The following is a 17,940-nucleotide window of genomic DNA, read 5'->3' on the forward strand; positions in this document are numbered from 1 at the left end:
ATTCAACCATCGAATCCGAAGCCAGGAGAATGTCGCCGCTGAGCGAGGCGATGTCCACGATCCCGCCGCCGCCCTGGCTACCCTTCGCCAGTGATTCAACCGTACCCTCTACGTTGACACTGCCTTGGGCCTCCAGCGAAACATCACCTCCGAAGCCGTCGGGAATAGCACCGTTGGCTCTAATCTTTACGTAAGGCGAAACGTGCAGCGTTCCGCCGGCTTCGTAGAGCTGTTCACCCCCGTCACCGCCCACGCCGTTGGCCCCGTTTCCGTCAGTACTGAAGATCATACGGTTGGCCTGGCTGCCACCGCTTATGTCGATGTTGCCGGCAGCCGTCACGAAAATCTCTCCACCAAAGCCTTCGCCACCAGCCGCGTTGGCCGACAACGGGGCGTTCAAGTTAACGTTGCCCACTGCGTCGATTTCTATGAGGCCACCGTCGAAATCTCCGCCTGCGACATCTATTTCAGCGCTCACTGTAATATCCTGTCCGCCAAACAACGAGACGATACCGCCGCCGCCAAGGCCACCGCCGGTGGCCTGCAGACCGGCGCCCAATATCAGCGGACCAGCCAAGGCTGAAATCGAAATGTCCCCACCGTCAGAATCAGGGGTGGTACCGTCCATGTCTATCGTATCGCCCACCGAGACGCCGGCCGCGGCCGTTATTCTGACAGATCCCGGGTTAGCCACCGTTCCCCTTATCTTGCCGTTCAAGATCGCGTTGCCGTCACCGATGGTGCAGCTACCCGCCCCGAGCAGCGCGCATTCCAAATCGCTGAGGCAGGGAGTGCTCGTAGCACCACTGCAGGCTTTCCTGACCAGGAACACGGCTGATCCCCCGAAACCTCCCGCGCCCCTGATATCCACCCTGTTGTTGCCCGCGTCGAGTTCGAGTCGACCGCAGAGTACCTGCCCCGACGACCCGCCGAAGTCCAGGGTACCGCCACCCGTTACCTGCAACGTGCGCAGGCCAAAATCGAGTACCGCACCGGTGTCAACGACCACCACAGAGTTAACAATGCAGGGGTCATCGGCGGGAGCGCAGACCTGGTCGGCAGTTGTGACGGCAGCAGCCGAAAAGGGAAAGGCCAAGGCTACAAGCAACGGGCCAACACAAAGGACTGTCCACAAAAAACGAGCGAAGGGGTTTTTGTTCATGGTAGTGAGCTTCCAGTGGGAGCGCGCCCGACCGCGGCAACCGAGTTATAGTATCTCTCATAGATACTACGGCGCGCGCAACTACATCAAGGGTATATTTTTGCGACTCCCCCTGTGGGGGGGCACAACGAAAGAAAGCTCAGCGTTTTCGCGACGAGGCGCGGGAGGAAACGAGAAGTTCCAGGAACTCAGTTGAGGGGGTCAGCACCACGGTGGTCTGTTCTCCCAGGGTTTTACGCCAGGATTCCAGCGTGCGGATAAAGCCGTAGAAATCAGCGTCGCGGCCATATGCCTTGGCGTACACGTCGGTGGCCAGGGCGTCAGCCTTACCGCGGATGATCTCCGATTCGCGGTTCGCGTCGGCGATAATGACCCGCTTCTCGCGCTCAGCCTGCGACCTGATCTTGGTCGATGCCTCGTCTCCCTCGGCGCGAAACTTCTTGGCCAGCCTCTCACGCTCGGTGCGCATGCGACGAAAAACGTTCTGCTCGTTCTTTTCGGGCAGGTCGGTTCGCTTGATACGGACATCGACTACCTTGATGCCGTACTCGGCCGCCCTACGATCAGAATTCGACCTGACCACGTCCATGAACTTCGTTCGATCGCCCGATACCACGTCGGTACTGGTCACCTGTCCGATTGCCTCGCGCAGGTTGGAGTAAATGATGTCGTCGAGACGCGACTGCGCCCCGGCCTCGGTGAGAACGGTCTGGTAGAACTTGAGCGGGTCTATGATCTTCCAGCGCGAAAAGTTGTCTACCACCAGCTGTTGCTTGTCGCGGGTTATCAACTCGCGCGGCGCGGCGTCGTACTCCATCAGTCTCTTGTCGAAGTAGACCACCTGGTGGACAAAGGGTATACGAAAGTTCAGCCCGGGTTCCACTATCGTGCGCATGGGCTTACCGAACTTGAGCACCAGCGCCTGCTGCCACTCGCCAACGCTGAAACACGCGCCCGCGTAAACAAGAGCTATCGCGGCCACCACGGCCACCACGGCTGCCGTCAGGCGGTTCACCGGGGAACCTCGGCCGACCTGCTGCCCGCGCCACCGGAGCCGGTCACGCCGGCAAGCGGCAACAGCGGAAGAGCGCCGCGCGCGATTTTCTCGTCGACGATGATCATGTTGACATCGGCGAACACCTCTTCGAGGGTTTCAAGGTACAAGCGCTTGCGCGTGACCTCGGGAGCGCGACGATAGGCGTCGTAGAGCAGATCGAAGCGCTGGGCCTGGCCCTCGGCTTCTTTAACTACTGACTCCGAGTAGCCATGCGCCTGGTTGATCAGCTGCGCAGCGTCGCCCCTGGCGCGGGGAAGCACGTCGTTGGCAAAGCCCTCGGCCTCGTTGATCAAGCGCTCCTTGTCCTGCTCGGCGTTGATCACGTCCTTAAACGCGTCCTGCACCGGGTCGGGTGGAACCACGTCCTGCAGCTTGACGGTGACCACGTGCAGGCCCACCTGGTAGCGGTCGAGCATGGCCTGCAAAATCACCTGGGCCTCGGTCTGCACCTCCAGCCGTCCCTCTGTAAGTGCCCTGTTGATAGTATTGCGCCCAACCACCTCGCGCATGGCCGATTCGGCCGAGTCGCGAAGCGTTTCGGACGGGTCGCGGACGTTGAAGAGGAAGGCCTTGGGATCCTTTATGCGGTACTGGACGATGAAATCGAGATCCACGATGTTACCGTCCGACGTGAGCATGCGGGATTCTTCGGTCACCTGCCGATAACGCGCCGGGGGCCCCACGTCTATCGTCCTGAAGCCCACTTCTTCCTTGAGCACCACCGTCACCGGCGGCTTGAGAACAGTCTCTACGGGCCACGGCAGGTGCCAGTGGAGGCCCGGCCCTGTGGTGGCCGTCACCTTGCCGAAACGAAGCACTACACCTGCCTCGCTTGGGTTGACCTGGTACACGCCGGTGGCGAGCCACAAGGCCAGCAGCAAGCCAACTCCGGCCAGTCCCAGCGCGCCGCCGAAGCGTCCCCGCAGCTTGGCCACCAGCTGGGCCAGCAGTTCCTCGGGTGTCGGCGGCCTCTGCCCGCCGCCGTTTCCAAATGGTGATCCGTATCCGTTGGACATCTTACACGGGTACCCTTGCAGCGCGCAGGAGTGGTGTCAATGCCAAGCCCACGATGGGTCGCGCCGTGCTATAGATCCAGCACTGGGGCAAGATGGTTCCGCTGCGATGATTGCCCCGCCCGCTACTACCCTGCCCGTGATTGCAACGCTGACCGCTTCGGTGCTCATCGCCGCTGCCGCCCTGGCGTGGTACCGGCCGCGCAGCGTCGTCGATCACCCCCTCCTGGTACTGGCCGTACCGCTGCTGCTCTCGCTGCTATCGATGGCAGCGCTGGTGGACCCCGCCGGCCCCTCGCTGCGCATGCGCCTGGACCCGAGCGAAGAGCCCATGCTTGCTCCCGACGACCCGGGGCTGGCGCCCTACCACCGGGCCACCGCTAATTTTGGGGACGACAACGTCTACGTGGTGGCCGTGGAGACAGCCGAGGTCTTCAACACCGAGTTCCTGCTCGCCATGCAGACGGCCAGCAACCGGCTACGACGGCTCAAGGGCGTGCGCAACGTGGACAGCCTGGTGACCACCACTCACTACGGTTACGACAACGACATCGACACCGTGCTGGTGCGCCGGCTGATAGACCGGGTGCCCGAAGACCTCGACGCCATGGCCGCGCTCCGGGAGCGCGCGCTGTCGGACAGGGTTTATCCGCGCAGCATCGTTTCGGCCGATGGGCGCACCGCAGCGTTGAACATCTCCTTTGCCAGCATGAGTGACGGCGACTTCGTGCAATCAGGACTCGACGAAAGTATACGGGCCATCGCCATCGAGGAATTTCCCGCACCCGCGAGCGTGTACGTCACCGGTCGCCAGCACGTCAAGACACGGGCCCATCACATCATGGTCGGCGATCTGTCGTGGCTCATCCCACTGGCCATGACCGTGGGCGCGTTCGTAGGGTGGCTGGTGACCGGCAGTCTTCGCGCGGGTTTCATCCCGGTGGGCGCCAGCGTGCTGGCCACCCTGTGGGTCTTTGCCACGTTGGCGGCGCTGGGCAGACCGCTCAACATGATCACTCTCGTCCTGGGCCCCGTACTCATCTGCGTGGGCGCGGTCTACGGCATACACATACTGGCGCGCTACGAAGCACTGGTCGACGAGGGCATGAACGCGCGCGACGCAGCCCTGGGCTCGCTCAAGGACACCGCCGCTCCCACGCTCATGGCCGGGGCCACCACGGTGGCGGGTTTTGCCTCGCTTGCCGGGTCCGACATCCCTGCCACGCAAGAGCTGGGCCTGCTGGCCGCCACCGGCGTGGCCTGGGCCACCGTGTCTTCACTGTGTTCCATCCCCGCCCTGCTTTCCCTGCTGCCGCCACGGGGCAGCCGTAGACAAACGAGCGTGGGACTGCGTGCGAACGCCCTCCTGCGGCGCCTGCTCGATTTGATCGCGGGCCTTTGTACGCGCCGTCCCCTGCCCATCCTGGCTGCCTGGGCACTTGTAGCCGTGGTATCGGCCGGACTGCTGCCGCGCATCGTGGTCGACACCGACTACCTGACCTTTTTTGACCCCGCCTCCAAGGTGAGAACAGACTTTGCGGCAGTCGGTCGACTGCTCACCGGCGCGTCGCCGGTTTACGTGGCCCTGCACGGTGGGCGGGAGGGAGCCTTTCGCGAACCCGGCACGCTGCGCGCGCTTGAACGTCTGCAGGCCGAGGTCGATCGCGTACCCGGTGTGAGGGCCACCACGACCATCGTAGATTTCATCGCCCCGCTTAACCGCGCGATGGAAAGAGGCGATCCCTCGGCAGAGCGCGTACCCGACAGCAAGGCCGGCGTGGCCGAGCTCATGTTCATGCTGCCGCGCAACCGAGTACGGGGCCTCGTCAACAGCAACCACAGCAGCGCCAACCTGCTGGTGCGCAGCTCGGCTACGGGTTCGGCCGCTGTCCGGCAACTCGAAGACGACCTCAAGGTGGCAATAACCCGGGCCGGGCTCCCCGCCGGGATGGAAGCCAACGTCACTGGCAACACTATCTTACTGAACCACGGCGCCGACAGCCTCGCGCGTACGCAGACCACCATCGTTGCCTTCGCGGCGCTGGCTATCTTTGTGCTCATGGCCAGGTTCTTCCGTTCGGCGGGCGCCGGTCTGCTCGCGATGATACCCAACCTCGTACCCGTACTGGTTTTCTTCGGTCTGCTGGGAGCGGGCGTAGCCATGCTGTCGCTCGCCACCAGCCTGCTCGGCTGCGTAGCACTGGGAATGGCGGTAGACGACACAGCTCACTTCCTGGTGGGTTACAAGCGCCGACGCGCGCGCGGCATGCAGGCCGAGGCCGCCGTTTCGGACTGCATAGCCACCCTGGGAAAGCCCATCGTGGTGACCTCCATCATGCTGTCGTCCGGTTTCCTGGTGCTGTTGCTGTCGGGCTTCGCGGCATTCCGGCAACTGGGCGCGCTGGCGGCGACGACCATGATGATCTGCCTGTTCGCCGACCTCACCCTGCTACCCGCCCTGCTGCTTCGTTTTCGGCGCTGACCTGCGCTGACGCTCAACTACGCTTGACGCCGCCAGCCCACGCAGCGGGCCGCGCGGCTCAGGGTCTCTGTTGAAGGTTCGACAACGCGAAGTCCGAGTCGGTGAGCCCCGGCTCGGGCTCGAGCAGGTCGACCACCAATCGCGAGTGGGTGTCTTCGAGCAGGTCGTGCATAGTCGAATCGGTAGCGATCCAGGTGCCTCCGAATTCGCTGATGCTGTCGTGCCGGGCCTCCATTCGCTTGGCAAGGACGTCGGCCTCGTCCCAGTACTCGGTCTTGACCGGAACGTAGTGCTCTTTCTCGAGCCAGTTCTTCGTGCGCGTGTAACTCGAGCCGGCCTCGGGTCGCATGACGGCCTCGACCACGTAGCACGACATCCCCTTTACTTCTTCGTCAGCCCGCCTGGTGTAGTCAGCGTCCTCTATGTCACCCACGCTGACGAGAAAATCCTCGAAGCTAAAATCGGTGCCTGCTATATGCTGTCCCTTCATGCTCACGCGGTGGGTACGCCCGCGCGTGGGCGAAAAAATAAACTGCTCGTCCTCGGCCTGGTCATGGTGAACAAACAGGTAGCCCGTGTGGCGGAGCTCGTAGGGTCCCGTGAACTTGACGATGGTCCGTGAGAACACGTCGTCGGTGGCCTCATCTTCTTCGTCTCGGTAGTCGAGCGCCTGCGTCCAGAAGTTGACCCGCTGCGGGTTGCCGGCCTCGTCGCTGCTGGTGGCATAACTCTCCTGGTAGCTTGATTTGAGGCGCTTGCGATTCTTGAGAAGGCGGTCGTAGAGTTCGCGCCCGGTGAGTTTTTCGCCGATCTGGCTCTGCTCTTCAACCTCGGCCGCGCTCGGGTAATCCATCGGTCCATCGGCAGCTGTGACCACCGGCGGCAACAACAGGAACAAGAGAGACAACACCGCTGTACGAAACACCATGAGTTATCCTCGCCCCCGCGCGCCCAGTTGCTCGTAGAACATATATCCAGCCGCCATCGAAAGTGCGCTCAGCAGGTGCCAGGTCGCGTGTCCTTGCAGAAAGTGATTGTCGGGGTCGCAGAACACTCGCGTAACGTCGAGCGCGGAAAAAACGCTTGCCGACGCCAGCAGCACGAGCATGACCGCGTACCAACGGTAGTCGTCGGGCCCGTCCGGGCGGCGGCTGCAGGCAATCTCCTGGCCCAGCAACACGAAGATCAGCCCCAGAACGATGAGCTGGATGGGAATCCCGAGCAGGTAGAACAGCACTACCAGCACCGAGCCAGCCGCTACCACGAAGCCCAGGTCACGAGCGATGGCCCCGCCACTGGCAGCGCCAAGGCGGGCGCGGTTAATGGCCAGCAGCAGGCCCAACCACAGGAACATCCCCACGAAATCGAGAAACTGCGTGAAAAAATTGTACGACGCGTGGTAGACGAGCGAAAACAGGCCGGTCAGCAGCATGGCAGGAGCAAACAGGCCCAGCCCGCGGCCGGTTTTGCCTTGTGAGCGCCGCCACAGCAGCAGGGCCACGAGCAGGTAGGCAATATTCGACCAGGTGTTGGCCGGCTCTACCACCCATGAACACAGGGGGGCCTCGCACCAATCCACGTTTGGCGGGGCCAGCAAACTCAGTGCCGACCAGGGACAGCCCGGCTGTAGGGGGGGCGCGTACACCGCCCCTACCTAGCAGGCAGGCGCAGCCCTATAAAGCCCCTCCCCTTTTTGACAGGCTTAACGAAGGGCCGTTATGAAGCGTCTTCCTGCCAGGCCATCCGGTAATCCAACCAGGCTCTGGTCCTCGCCGAAAGCCACCCCCCTATCATCGGCGAGCGAGGCCAGGCCAAGCCTGGCCATTTTGCTCGGCAGGGCGTGACCGTTCTCCCAGCGATTTACCGTGCTCACGGTTATGCCCAGGTGATGGGCAAGTTCTTCCTGCGTCATGTGCAGGCTGTTACGAAAGATACGTATGAGCGATCCAATATTTTCTTGTTGCATTGTCGACCCCCGTCGTTCCCGCCTCGCCGCTGCGCCAATCGCAGTCCGAAGCAGGCCGTGTAGTTAATGCAATGCTACACGCAGCAGGGGTCTCCGCTCTCGCACCCGAACGGGTATTTCTTACGCCACGCAACACACGCACGTCTTGCTGCCGCACTACACAAGGGGTTTCAGGGAGTCACGGCAGCCCCGCCGGGCCGGGTGAAGGGAATTTTCGTTAACCGTACGGTGCTTTACTCTTTCCCATAAGGGGGTGCCCCCCCCGCCGGGGTGGCCACGGGCGTTACTGCTGGGAGCGCGCGCGACCGTTTTCTAATCAAAACCTGGCAATCGCCTCACAAGCACTTTACCAACAGCGCCCATGATGATAGCCGCTGTTCCAGTCGTCTACGGGTGGCGCGCCAGTCGCGAACCTGTCGTGGTAGAAACAAGAGAGGAAAAAATGAGAGAGTACTACGCACCACTGGCCCTCGCCGCACTGATGATGCTGCCCACGCTTGGCGCCGCCGCCAGCCCCGAGCTTGACCTCGGCGGTAAAGACGGGATCGAGCTATCGGCGAGCGACAGTGATTTCTCGCTCGAGCTGGGTGGCAGGGTCATTGCCGACACCGTGTCCTGGAACGTCGACAGCGCCGTAGAAACAGCCATCGGCGAACAGACCAGTGAGAGTGAATTCCGCCGCGCGAGGTTATACATGGCGGGCACCATCTACGGCTACGTGATCTTCAAAGCCCAGTACGAATTCGCCGGTGACAACGCCGACTTCAAGGACATGTACCTGGGTATAAAGGACATCCCCCGCCTGGGCACGGTCAAAGTCGGTCACTTCAAGGAGCCCTTCAGCCTCGAGGAGCTCACCAGTTCGAAATACATCACCTTCATGGAGCGCTCGCTTCCGGGGGTCTTCGCACCCTCGCGTAACACCGGGCTCGGATTTCACAGCACCGCGCTTGACGACCGCCTCACGCTGGCAGCCGGCCTGTTCCACGACAGCGACGGCATTGGCGACAGCGGCGACAAAAAGCTGAACTTCTCGGCCCGTGTTACCGGCACACCGATCAAGGAAGACGGCAGCCTGCTGCACCTGGGCCTTTCGTGGACCAGCCGCGACCCCGAAGACAACCTCCTCAGGCTCAGGCAACGCCCCGAGGTACACCTGGCCGACCGCTTTGTAGACACCGGCAGCGTGGCGGCCGAGGGCATGGACGTGCTGGGCCTCGAGGCGGCCGCTGTTCTCGGGCCGCTTTCGCTGCAGGGCGAGTACATGGCGGCTTCGCTCGATATAGCCGGGGGCACGGACGCCGACCTGTCGGGCTGGTACGCCTACGCGAGCTGGTTTGTGACCGGCGAGAGCCGCGCCTACAAGGCTGGCAAGGGCGTCTTCAGTCGCGTGCGCCCAGCAGACAATTTTACGGTTGACGGCGGCACTGGCGCTGTCGAACTGGCCGTCAGGCTGTCAAACCTGGATCTCAACGACGCTGGAGCCAGCGTCAGCGGCGGGGAACTCGACGACCTCACGCTCGGCCTGAACTGGTACCTGGATCCCTCCACGAGAGTGATGATTAACTGGGTAAACGCCGATATCAGGGGACTGGGCGAAGCCGACGCCCTGCAGGCTCGTTTCCAGGTCGATTTCTAGCACCCAAGCCCCCCCCATAGGCCGTTTTTTCTCATGTGTGCGAAATTGGTAAACTTTTGCCCAACCTGCCCTAACTATAACCAGTGCTTATCTAAAATCGGAATTTATTTCATTGCTTCTTATCTTGCATAGGCGGACTGTCGTTAGTACCTTTGTCTGAGGCAGTCGGCGAGGTTCTCCGGTTGCTAGACTGAGAAATCAAAATTCCGAAAGGGACCAAGGAGAATGAATATGGCTTTTATCGGATACTTCATAGCAATGGCGGCCTGGATCACGTGGATATACAGGCAGTACAAGGACGGAGACCGGCCGGTGGCCTACGGTTGGTTCGTAGCCAGCCTGCTGCTCGGTGGCTTCGAATACGGCAAGGGCATCCTGTCGCTCATGGTCAACCTCCCGGTCTACGGGCAGGCGGCCCTGGTTTCGACAGTGCTCACGCTGACCGTGCTGTACGTCTACTCGTCGCGCAACGCTGGCGCGGTAGAACAGGTCGAGGCAGAAACCGCCCAGGCCTGAAAACGGCGGCGGCTCAACAGCCCCCCGCAACTTACACCCCGGCCGCCCACTGCTGGAAACAGCCACAGGGTGACCGGGGTTTTTTATTGGGGCCGTACCTACTGGCTGCCATGCAGTTACAAGAGCGATACTGGGCCGAACAGCCGGCCGGGCCACCGTCTGGCCCTTGACGCGAGCTTTGACTGACCCCGGCCATCGGCAGTAGACTGCTGGCCGTGAAGCTGTCGGCCTCTGTTGCGCCTGTATACCTGGCCCTGGCCTGCACCGCGGTGATGGGCCTGCTGGCCTGCGCCGGATGCAAGGTCGACGCGCAGCCGACAACGCACCCCGTTGATAAAACCCTCGCAGTCTTTGCCGCCGACCTGCCCCGCTCTGGCCTCGCCTTGCTCGGCGGGGGACAAGCGCTGAGCATAGACGGCGTAGCCTACTCGCGTGGTCTGCTCAGCGACGAGCAACAGTGGAGGGCGCTGGTCAACAGCGCACGCGGCTCTGAGTGGCCGGCGCTGGCCGGCTGGAAACCCCAGCTGGACTGGAGCCGGCAGTCGCTGGCCTGGTTGGCCTTCGACGGAGCCACACGGCAGCTGGTCTTCGAAGAGCTTCGCGAGGAGAACGGCACCTCAAGCCTGGTATTTTCGGCCCGCGGCCTGCGCCGTCCCGACCGCCCACAAGGCCCGGTTTCGCTGCTGCTGCTGCGCGTCGACGGTGTCGGGGGCCCAAGCCCCCGCCTGCTGCTGAAAAAACCCGACGGCAGCCTGGCCCCGCCACCGGCGGGCGAAAATGACCCCACCCCCCCGATCGGGTAGCGCCCGGCAACTTTTCTGACGAGAAATCGTTTTCCAAGGCGCTTTTCCCTTGCCAGGACCACCGGGAGAGGAGTAACTTGTCTACCAGCGCCCCCTAGACAACCGTCGGCCATAAACACCCCCTCTGACCGGGGTGTGGGACGCTGCGGCAAAATTGGCGGGCGCGAAGAAGGGGGAGACAGATGAAGGCCAAGCTGCTCACACTCGCTCGCACAAGCGCAGTCGCACTCGCGACAGCGTCGGCTCTTTTTGTACTCCCAAGCCCTGCTGCCGCCCAGGAGATCACTCACGGCCAGGCCCTGGCCATGAACAGCTACGACGGCAACCTGCGCGACCTGCCGGTCACCGACGACTTCCTGCCCGGCCGCTCGGTCATGGAAGGACCCAAGCGACGCATCTATCCCCGCGGCGAGGGCCCGCTCAACTGGACAACGCTGGATCAGCCCGACCCACTGCTCGCGGTGCAACAGCGCGCCAGCGCGTCTCTCAAGTTCGGCTCTACGTCGAGGGCGTTTACCACGCCAACCCTCAACTTCGACGGCCAGGGCAACAGCTTCGTCTCCCCTCCCGACACCGTGGGCGACATAGGACCCACTTATTACATACAGATGATCAACGGCGGCAGCGGCACGCCCTTCCAAGTGTTCAACAAGAGCACCGGGGTAAGCGTGGCCGGGCCCACCAACCTGCACACCTTGTGGTCGGGCAGCGGGGCCTGCTCGTCCGGCCGCGGTGACCCCATAGTAAACTACGACCAGCTCGCTAATCGCTGGGTACTGAGCGAGTTCGCGGGCAGCGGTAACCACCTGTGCGTATACGTCTCCCAGACCTCCGACCCGGTGGCCGGCGGGTGGTACGCCTACGACTTCTCCGTGCCGCAGTTTCCCGACTACCCCAAGTACGGCGTTTGGAACAATGCTTACTACGTAGGCACCAACGAGAACGCCCCGACGGTGTACGCGCTTGACCGCAGCAAGATGCTGGTAGGCGACTCCTCGGCGGCCTACGTCCGCCTGACGGCCCCGCACCTGGCTGGCTTCGGTTTCCAGATGATGCAGCCGGCCGACGCCGACGGTTCGCTGGCTCCGCCCGTGGGATCGCCGGGCATGCTCTTTCGCCATCGCGACGACGAGGTGCACAACGCCGGTTCGAATAACTCGACGGAAGACTACCTCGAAATCTGGAACTTCGACGTAGATTTTTCCAGTCCGGGCAGTTCCACCCTCACCAAGGCCCAGGACATAGCCATGGCCGAGTTCGAGTCGGAGCTGTGTGGCCTGTCGTCGTTCGAGTGCGCCCCGCAGCCGGGAACCGCTACCGGGCTCGACCCGCTGCGCGAGGTGGTGATGCACAGGGTGCAGTACCGCAACATGGGCAGCTACGAAGTCATGGTAGGCAATTTCGTCACCGACGTGGCCGGAGGCTCATCGGATCATCACGGCATACGCTGGTTCGAACTCAGGCGCACCACGGGCGCGAGCAACTGGACCCTGCACCAGGAGGGCACCTGGGCGCCGGATTCGCATCATCGCTGGATGGGCAGCATAGCCATGGACGGCAGCGGCAATATCGCGCTGGGTTACAGCATAAGCAGCAGCACACTTTCACCGGGCATGCGCTACGTGGGCCGCACAGCGGGCGACGCCGCGGGCACGATGACGACCGGCGAGATAACGATAGTGGCCGGCAGCAGCTCGCAGACCGGTAGCACGCGCTGGGGCGATTACAGTTCGATGAACGTAGACCCGGTAGACGAGTGCACTTTCTGGTACACCAACGAGTACATGCCGAACGGCGGCAACTGGACTACCCGCATCGCGAGTTTTCGTTTTGACAGCCCCACCTGCACCGGTGGCATAGGTGAGTGCGGCAACGACACGGTAGAGGGTGGAGAACAATGCGACGGCAGTGATCTCGGGAGCTGCCCGCTGGGTCCCTGCGACCCCGACTGTACCTGCCCCGACGCGGTGTGTGGCAACAACGTGGTGGAGTCAGGCGAAAGCTGCGACGGCAGCCAGCTGGGCTCGTGCTCGGTTGGCCCCTGCGACCCCGACTGTACCTGCCCGGCCCCGGTCTGCGGCAACGACATAATAGAAGAAGGCGAGGCCTGCGACGGCACCGCGACCGGCGACTGCCCCACGGGCAGCTGTGCCGTGAACTGCCAGTGCCCGGACCCGGTCTGCGGCAATAACGTGATCGAACCGGGCGAAGAGTGCGATGGCGCGCAGGACTCGGCCTGCCCCGGCCAGTGCAACGCCGCCGGGAGCGGGGCCGACGAGTGCCAGTGCCAATCGACTTCGGGCGACTGTTGCGAGGTCAACCAGGAGGGTGAGGCCGGCTGCAGTGACCCGACCATAGAGGCCTGCGTCTGTGCGCTTGACGCGTTCTGCTGTGATGAATTTTTCGGCTACTGGGATTCAATCTGCGTAGACGACGTTGATACCTTCGGCTGTGGAACATGTGATGGTGGACCAACCACGACCACTACTACTACGGTCTCGAATACCACCACTACCACGACTACCGTTCCGGCGGGCGGCCTGCCCGACTGCCCGGCCACCCAGTCCGGGGTCTGCGATGGGCCGCTCAAGGGTAGCCTGCTGATCAAGGACAACGGTGGCAGTAGCAAGCTGCTGAAGTGGAAGTGGCTCAAGGGCAGTATCCCGGTACCGACAGTGTTCGGCGACCCGGCGTTCGGTGGAACCGGCTACGCGATGTGCGTGTACAACACCACGCTCGCCAGCGAATTACAGGTGCCCGGCGGTACGGGCTGGAGCTCTAACTCGAAGGGCTTCAAGTACAAGGATACCGCCCTCACCAACGACGGGGTCAAGGCCATAAAATTGCAGTCGGGTAACTCAGCCAAGTTACAGCTGCAGGCCAGGGGCGCGTCGACGCCCACGCCCACACCGGCCGGGCCGGGCATAATGTTCGACATGTCGGCCGGTGTCGTAGCGCAGATACACAGCGCCAACGGTAACTGCTGGTCTACGGGTTTCGCCAGCGTGAACGTGAAGAAGAACAGAGCGAACCTGTTCAAGGCCAAAAAGTAATCCGACGGCGGGTTTACGCGCTCCATCGAGGTGGCCGGCGCCCGGTTTATCAGGGTCGCCAGCCACCTCGACCGGGGCCCCTCCGTTGCGGCGTCGCTCCTGAGCGGTTAGCCTGCCGCCGGTGAGCACCAACCAAGCCCGAGGCCATCTGAGACAAGGCGCCATCGCCCTGGGAATCTTGTCGGCCTGCCTGCTCTATACACTGCTGCCCATATGGCGCCAGGGACCGTCCACCGTCGTACCTGCAGTGGAGCGCCCCGGAAACTGGCAGGCGCTGGTGGAAAACGACGTCCGCTTCGGCGCCTGGGGCACCAGCCGCAACGCCTGGACGCTTACCCACGAACCTTGGAACTTGTTCGACGCCGAGCCCTGCTACCCCGCGACCAATACGCTGGCCTTCGGCAACCCCATGATCTCGCTGGGCGTCCTGGGAGCCCCGGTGCGACTACTGGTCGGCGATCCAGTGCTTACCTACAACGTAGTTGTTGCACTGGTCATGATGTCATCGGCCCTGGCCATGTTCCTGCTGGTGCGCAAGTGGACCGGCGAGCCGGCTGCGGCGCTGGCAGCCGGAATAATGTTCGCCTTTCACCCGGTGGCTTTGAAAGGGCTTCATCACCTGTTCACCTACGACCTGTCATGGATAGTATGGGCGTTGTTCTTCGGATACCGGCTGTTGCACGACGGGCGATTCAGCGACGCGTTGCTGCTGGCGGTGGCACTTGTCATGCAGATGGGTGGCAGTTACTACAGCGCACTTTCTGGACTCATTGTAGGAATACCAATGGGGGCGTGGACCGTGTGGTGCAACCGCGATCGTCGGTTTCCTGCGGTCCCGCTGGGCTTGGCCCTGGTGCTGGTAATAATCGGCGGAGTCCTTATTTACCTGCCCTTCGTTAACACGGGGGCCGAACTCGATTCGAGAGTCAGCTTGCAGACCTTCGCCGCCTGGGGCGACTTCCTGGCCGGCGGCCCACGCTTTACCGGCTGGTGGATGCTGCTGCTGGTTGCGGCCGCTTTTGCCCCCCTGCCGGCCGGGCTGAAAAATCTCACCCGGTGGGCCGGCAACCCACGCTGGGCACTGCTGGCTGCCGCCCTTATGGTCGCGGTCGTAACCACCGGTGGCGCTACGAACCTGGTCAACCTGCTGCCCGGATTTGAAACCATCCGCGTCCCGTTATTTCTGTCCAGGGGCACCCACCTCGCACTTTCAGCCCTGGCCGGTCTGGGCGCGGCGGTACTACTGGCCCTGGCCCCGGCGGAGCGAAAGAAGCCGGCGGGGCTGATCCTGGTTCTTGCCACGCTGGCGTTCACCCTGTTCTTTCCCTTACCCGGCTCAGAACCCCCGGCGATTTACGCGTTAGAGGTGAGGCCGGACAACGCGGAACTGGAACTCTTTGACACCCTCGAGCGCCACGGAAACAGCGGGCCGTTGCTGGAACTGCCCCACCGCAAGGGGGACCTCACGCCACACGCCAAGTCGTTACTGCTGACCTCGTTTCACCATCGGCGCACGTCGGCCTGCTACAACTCCTACGCCCCGCCGGAACTCGAGCAGGTAAGCTCCATCGCCCGCGACATGCCGTCACCGTCGGCCCTTTCCGCCGCCCGGCACCTGGGATTCACCACCATAGTGGTGCGCCACCCAGGGGATGATCCAAAGGCCACGGCGTTGCTCGAACGCATGAAAAAAGTATCTGAGAACCCGAACAGCGGCCTGCGCCTTCTTCACTCCGACGAGTGGCTGTCAGCCTTTACGCTCAGCGCGAACGACTGACACGGCAAGCGCCGCCGCGAACCCCGCGCGCGTAGCTCGTGCCGGCAGCGTTTATGAAAGTACCACTGTTGCCGAAGTTCTTACCCCAGCCAACGTCGCGGATACCGCTGGGCCCATAGGCACCCGAGGTGGACGACCAGTAGCCCGACGACGCGGTCGGGCCGAAGACCGGATCGATGCAGGGGGGCGAGCCCTCGTGACTGCAATCAACGAGAGTCTTGAGCTGGCCTATGGTCGGCAGCTGCCAGTCGCAGACCCCGGCCAGGCAGGCTCCGCGAGTGCCGTTAAGTCGACCGAGAAAATCGAGGAACACGGCGCCGTCGCCCGGCGTGCCACCACGGTCACAACTGCCGTCTTTATCAAGGTCCCGGCACCAGTCGTAGGTATTGTTAACGTGGTGGGTATCGTCGCAGCTTCGCGCGGGCTCGTTTGCGGTAAGAGACTTCGAGTCACAGAACACAGCGGTGCCCAGCTCGCCGGTTTTCTTTTCCCACAACAGGCCGGTCGAATGATCGGCCACGGTACCGTCGCCGCAGTCCTCGAAGCCAACGGTCGTTGCCCCCGCAACCGCCTTCCCCTCGGATCGCTTATGGTCACACAACCCGCAGGCCGCCAACAACATCGCCGAGCCCGTGACGGCCAGCAGCGCTAGAGGCCTCAGCAAAGCTCGCTCTCTCTTTTCATGTTCATCCACAGACCAAAGGACTACACGGCATGTCGCAGGACACAAGTCCCACGCTGCACTGGGCCATGCGCAGCGCGTCGCTTATGGTGCAAGCGTTGTCCTGCGTCCCCGGCGGATTGACGTCGCAGCGGTCAAAAGCCGCTATCGAAGCGCAGCCGCGCAAGCCCACCGAATACTGGGCCACTATCATCGCGTCGATCACGTTGATCGAGCCGTCGGCGGTAACATCACCGCAGCTGGCCTGCCCCAGGCACAGGCCGGCCGAACACTGGTCTCCCGAAGTTCCCGGGTCACCGTCATCGCAGGCCGCGTTGTTGTCCGGGTGCGCACAGGTACCCACCCCGTCGCAGAAATCATCAGTGCAGGGATTGCCGTCGTCGGCGCAGACGGCGTTGTTGGCCGAGTGCGTGCAGAGATTGCCGTTGTTGCAGGCGTCGGTGGTGCAGGGGTCTCCGTCATCGCAGTCAGCCGTGGTCGCGCAGGCAGTGACCTGTCCCATCAAGGCTATGTAGGCCATCTTCTGGTCGTAGTGGTCACTGTTTTCCATCAGCATGGGACAGAAAGCCATCGAGTGCCCCGAAAACATCGTGCCGTAGTTGGCGCTGCACAAATCTTCGTCCTGGCACCAGAAGCCCAAGTAGTCGAAGTCAAAGGCCAGGTTATTGCCGTCGCCGCACCACTCAACGGCCGTGTTCCGCGCACCCGCCGAGTGATAGCCGACTGCGCCGTCGTTGTGCCAGGGCAACAGGAACCACCCGGCGTCGAGCACGAGCTGGTCGCTGCCGCTGACCTGGTCGAGAAAGCCGCCTACGTGGCGCACCGGTACCCCGCGGGTGTTGTTGTGGTCATAGAGCGAGCGAGACTGGGTCGGGCCGATCTGCGAAGAAAGATCACAGCCGAACAGGTCGGCCACCGCGCCCCAGTCAGACAGCGCGCTGCCGCCGCCGTTGCCCGCTGACGTTCGAACCTCGAGGATGTTCCAGTCCAGGACCTCCTGGCAGCTGCCTCCGTCGCAAACCGTGGTGGTAGAGGCCAGCTGGTCGAGCGTGTAGCCCACCACGTTGTCGCCGTTGGAAAAATTGTAGATCACACAGCTGTTGCTGCCCGTGCAACACGCGTCGAGGTAACGGACAAGTGTCTTCGCTGCTATTTGCGTGCCCATAATGTCGGTCTGCACAGCGCGCACGTCGACCGACAGCGCGTTGGCGATACCGCTCACGTCGGCCACCGCGTCGGGTTCGTCGGCGTAGTCCCACTTGGTCGAGCACATTCCACCGACGTGCATAAACGCAATCTGTCCCGAATTTTGAGCGCACTCGAAATCTCCGAGGCAGACAGGCCGGTAGTCGTCGCAGCAGTTGCCCGCTAACTCACAACCAGACTGGCAGGAACAAGTGCCATCATCACCAAGGCCACCACACAAGCTGTCCAGCCCCTCGGAAGGCAGCGCCTCGCAGCGCCCGGCGTTACCGCTGCCTATCAGCCCGGCCTGCGTTTGAACCGGCCCTGCAGCCATGACCACCGCCATCAGCATAAACGCCGCCAATGAGACCAAGGCCTGCTTTCCACCCCTGGTCGAGAGTTCTTTTCCCTGCATTACCCCTGTCTCTTTTTCACGCGGGCCCCGACGCGTGCCACGACCATAACAAGAATGCTGGCCGCCTGTCTACAGCGGCTCGAAAGTAAACGCCCGAATGGCAATTAAACCTCGTCTCCCCCCCGCATGGGTGTGAAACTGGCGACAAATACGCCCTGTAGAGCTGGCGGAGAGGGTGGGTGAGGATTCC

At 62.8% G+C, this 17,940-nt stretch carries 13 protein-coding genes; 6 read left to right on the top strand and 7 right to left on the bottom strand.

Features of this window, described 5'->3' with window-relative positions; genetic code table 11:
• Positions 1–1,301: 1,301 nt before the first annotated feature.
• Positions 1,302–2,177: a protease modulator HflC gene (locus EYQ35_02330; GenBank protein HIF62980.1), complete on the bottom strand. Its 876-nt coding sequence runs from the start codon at positions 2,175–2,177 to the stop codon at positions 1,302–1,304.
• On the bottom strand, positions 2,174–3,235 hold the full coding sequence (gene hflK, locus EYQ35_02335; GenBank protein ID HIF62981.1) for an FtsH protease activity modulator HflK: 1,062 nt from the start codon (positions 3,233–3,235) through the stop codon (positions 2,174–2,176). Before hflK ends, EYQ35_02330 begins: the two co-directional genes overlap by 4 nt.
• 106 nt (positions 3,236–3,341) lie before the next feature.
• On the opposite strand from hflK, the gene EYQ35_02340 reads away from it, so the two are divergent.
• On the top strand, positions 3,342–5,714 hold the full coding sequence (locus EYQ35_02340; GenBank protein ID HIF62982.1) for a hypothetical protein: 2,373 nt from the start codon (positions 3,342–3,344) through the stop codon (positions 5,712–5,714).
• A 58-nt stretch (positions 5,715–5,772) separates the two neighbouring features.
• On the opposite strand, the gene EYQ35_02345 is transcribed toward EYQ35_02340, so the two are convergent.
• Genes EYQ35_02345 through EYQ35_02355 form a run of 3 tightly spaced genes read right to left on the bottom strand, consistent with a single transcriptional unit; the run spans position 5,773 to position 7,680 of the window.
• A complete protein-coding gene (locus tag EYQ35_02345; GenBank protein HIF62983.1) occupies positions 5,773–6,642 on the bottom strand; it encodes an outer membrane lipoprotein-sorting protein in 870 nt (289 codons plus the stop codon).
• A 3-nt stretch (positions 6,643–6,645) separates the two neighbouring features.
• Positions 6,646–7,359, bottom strand: coding sequence for a hypothetical protein (locus tag EYQ35_02350; protein HIF62984.1), 714 nt, complete (start codon positions 7,357–7,359; stop codon positions 6,646–6,648).
• Between the two features lie 57 nt (positions 7,360–7,416).
• The gene (locus EYQ35_02355) at positions 7,417–7,680 is read right to left on the bottom strand and encodes an XRE family transcriptional regulator (GenBank protein ID HIF62985.1); all 264 of its coding nucleotides are present in this window, start codon (positions 7,678–7,680) and stop codon (positions 7,417–7,419) included.
• Between the two features lie 361 nt (positions 7,681–8,041).
• Here EYQ35_02355 and EYQ35_02360 point away from each other — a divergent pair, with 361 nt between their 5' ends.
• The 5 genes from EYQ35_02360 to EYQ35_02380 all read left to right on the top strand — a co-directional run bounded on the left by EYQ35_02360 (position 8,042) and on the right by EYQ35_02380 (position 15,468).
• Positions 8,042–9,319, top strand: a complete 1,278-nt coding sequence (locus EYQ35_02360; GenBank protein ID HIF62986.1) for a porin — start codon at positions 8,042–8,044, stop codon at positions 9,317–9,319.
• Positions 9,320–9,550: 231 nt separating this feature from the next.
• A complete protein-coding gene (locus EYQ35_02365) occupies positions 9,551–9,835 on the top strand; it encodes a hypothetical protein (protein HIF62987.1) in 285 nt (94 codons plus the stop codon).
• Between the two features lie 215 nt (positions 9,836–10,050).
• Complete coding sequence (locus EYQ35_02370; protein HIF62988.1) at positions 10,051–10,638, top strand: hypothetical protein; 588 nt, start codon at positions 10,051–10,053, stop codon at positions 10,636–10,638.
• A 182-nt stretch (positions 10,639–10,820) separates the two neighbouring features.
• Positions 10,821–13,691 (top strand): hypothetical protein, encoded by a 2,871-nt coding sequence (locus tag EYQ35_02375; protein ID HIF62989.1) that lies wholly within the window; start codon positions 10,821–10,823, stop codon positions 13,689–13,691.
• Positions 13,692–13,812: 121 nt separating this feature from the next.
• Positions 13,813–15,468, top strand: a complete 1,656-nt coding sequence (locus EYQ35_02380) for a hypothetical protein (protein ID HIF62990.1) — start codon at positions 13,813–13,815, stop codon at positions 15,466–15,468.
• Here the strand turns inward: EYQ35_02380 and EYQ35_02385 are convergent.
• Positions 15,452–16,132: a DUF1566 domain-containing protein gene (locus tag EYQ35_02385; GenBank protein ID HIF62991.1), complete on the bottom strand. Its 681-nt coding sequence runs from the start codon at positions 16,130–16,132 to the stop codon at positions 15,452–15,454. The genes EYQ35_02380 and EYQ35_02385 overlap by 17 nt on opposite strands.
• Before the next feature lie 22 nt (positions 16,133–16,154).
• Positions 16,155–17,750, bottom strand: a complete 1,596-nt coding sequence (locus tag EYQ35_02390; protein ID HIF62992.1) for a hypothetical protein — start codon at positions 17,748–17,750, stop codon at positions 16,155–16,157.
• Between the last annotated feature and the right edge of the window lie 190 nt (positions 17,751–17,940).

It is taken from the genome of Candidatus Binatota bacterium (assembly GCA_012960245.1).
Classification (GTDB): Bacteria; Desulfobacterota; Binatia; order UBA1149; family UBA1149; genus UBA1149.

Coding starts and splice junctions, on each gene's coding strand:
- hflK (HIF62981.1), bottom strand. CDS start 3,235: ATGTCCAACGGATACGGATCACCATTTGGAAACGGCGGCGGGCAGAGG.
- EYQ35_02355 (HIF62985.1), bottom strand. CDS start 7,680: ATGCAACAAGAAAATATTGGATCGCTCATACGTATCTTTCGTAACAGC.
- EYQ35_02340 (HIF62982.1), top strand. CDS start 3,342: ATGATTGCCCCGCCCGCTACTACCCTGCCCGTGATTGCAACGCTGACC.
- EYQ35_02360 (HIF62986.1), top strand. CDS start 8,042: ATGATGATAGCCGCTGTTCCAGTCGTCTACGGGTGGCGCGCCAGTCGC.
- EYQ35_02390 (HIF62992.1), bottom strand. CDS start 17,750: ATGCAGGGAAAAGAACTCTCGACCAGGGGTGGAAAGCAGGCCTTGGTC.
- EYQ35_02375 (HIF62989.1), top strand. CDS start 10,821: ATGAAGGCCAAGCTGCTCACACTCGCTCGCACAAGCGCAGTCGCACTC.
- EYQ35_02345 (HIF62983.1), bottom strand. CDS start 6,642: ATGGTGTTTCGTACAGCGGTGTTGTCTCTCTTGTTCCTGTTGTTGCCG.
- EYQ35_02365 (HIF62987.1), top strand. CDS start 9,551: ATGGCTTTTATCGGATACTTCATAGCAATGGCGGCCTGGATCACGTGG.